We start from the raw sequence: 1778 nt of genomic DNA, 5'->3' as shown, positions 1-1778 counted from the left end.
CGCACTGCCTTGTCCTTGGTGAGGACGATCCAGCCGCGGCGTCCCGCTTCGGCTAACCACTCCGCATCGGGCGCGTCATCTGCGAAGTGGGCGCCGTGCTCCTCGACCGTGAAGCCAGCAGCGCGCAGGTCGGTGACGATTTTCCGACCGAGCGATCGGTCGACGAACCAAGTCAACCGGCTCAGGCTGCTTCACTCGTCTCGCACCGGATCGCATCTTCGATCTGGACGAGGTCGAGGTGGTAGTCTTTGGCGAGCTCCAGGATGGACTCGCCCGCGCGGTAGCGCTCAGCGACGATCTTCGCCTGAACGCCCGTACCCGCGATGCTGGGCTGACCGAAGCCGCGCCGCGGGTCGATCACGATGCTCTTGGTCCGGTCAGATCTGCGCGCACCCACGGGTACAGTTCGTTCGGCGATTTCGTGACCCCACCCGATGCGCTCGAGGCTGGCATCGAGTACCTCGCGAAGAAGCGTCTGACCCGGGCTCGTCGCGTCGAGCAACTCGTCGGCACGCTCGACGAAGAGGCGCACGCCGTCGGTACGAAACTGCGCATGAACGAGCGGCCGTCGCATGCCGAGCTCCCTGCCGACGAACTTGAGCGCCTTAGGGACGCGCTGCATCGTGATTCCGTGCACACGACGCATCGAGGCGAAGACGAAGGATTCGACCAAGTTCGAAAACGATAGCGTCAGCGGTGAGCATCGGCGGGCACGAAGAGTGCGGCATGGTTCCCGTCGCCACGCGCCCAGAGTCGCAGAGTCGAAGGCGACAGGCGCACGATCTGTGCTGCACGCACCGCGGTGTACGCGGGCAACTCTTCAGGCGGCTGCGCCCGAGCGATGTGAAGTGGCGTCTCCACGACGCGGAGTTTTAGCACAAGCGCGCGCTATGGCATCTCCGCGACGTTGCCTGCAGCGAAGCAAGTCAGAACGCGATCGTCAACGCGCCTCCGGTGGCGACGAGGGCGATGCCGGCGATCAATGATTCGGTCGCGAGCTTGCCTTTGGATTCCGAGTCGTCACGCAGCTTGGTGTCCGCCGCGGTCAGCGCGCCCGCCTGGTACTTGCCGTTGAATTGGTCGGCCGCCGACTGCGCCGAGCCGTGCATGGCAAAAGCGACGCCGCCCGCGACGAGGCCGACGCCGATCATGGCGTAGCCGGTGTAGCGCCAGGCGCTGGTGTGCTTCTCAATGACCAGAGGTCCCGGCGACGAATCGACGAACTCCGGCTTCTGCGAGGGCGCGGCGGCGGCGGGGACCGGCTGAGGCGCGCGAACGACGGGCGGAGATTGGCTTGCGACGGCCGAGCCCGGGTCGGTTGCGACGGCAGCACCGGAAGACTGCGCGGTCGGCGCCGCAGGGGTCGAAGCGATTTCGCTCGTCGGGCCCGGGGCAGACTCGGTCGGCGAAGCCGGACTTGAACGTGACGCCGCGTCTGACGCGACGCGCGCATCGGATGGCACTTGGTCGCGTGGCGTTGCCGACGATGCTGGTGCGACCGAGGCGGGCGGTGTTTGCGCGGGCGGAGCCGCTGGAGTTTGCGCAACGGCAGGCGGAGATTGCGCGACCCCGCCGAGGGATTGGCTCGCGGTCCCATCGGCCCTGTGGTTGAAGTCGGCCCGCGCGGCCCGGTCCTCCTCGTCCATGTGGTTCTTCATCTGCTCGATGAAGTCTTCCACCTCAACGCGGTTGAGCGCGTTCGGCTTTGCGATCAGATACTGCCGATAGTGGAAATACGCGTGCTGCCACTCGTGGAGCTGCCGATACGTCTGCGCGAG

2 protein-coding genes and 1 pseudogene are annotated in these 1778 nt (G+C 66.5%); all 3 read right to left on the bottom strand.

Features of this window, described 5'->3' with window-relative positions:
- A partial coding sequence (locus VGH68_RS30060) for a DUF5615 family PIN-like protein (protein ID WP_414696903.1) occupies positions 1–176 on the bottom strand: 176 nt, incomplete at its 3' end.
- Between the two features lie 5 nt (positions 177–181).
- Entirely contained in the window at positions 182–673 is a 492-nt protein-coding gene (locus VGH68_RS05905; protein WP_331602597.1) for a DUF433 domain-containing protein, read from the bottom strand.
- 253 nt (positions 674–926) lie between these two features.
- Positions 927–1778: pseudogene (locus VGH68_RS05900) on the bottom strand (hypothetical protein); the annotation flags it as partial.

The organism is Paraburkholderia sp., assembly GCF_036488505.1.
GTDB lineage: Bacteria > Pseudomonadota > Gammaproteobacteria > Burkholderiales > Burkholderiaceae > Paraburkholderia.
Note: the sequence above shows the minus strand (reverse complement) of the source record. Positions and strands in the feature narration are given on the sequence as shown.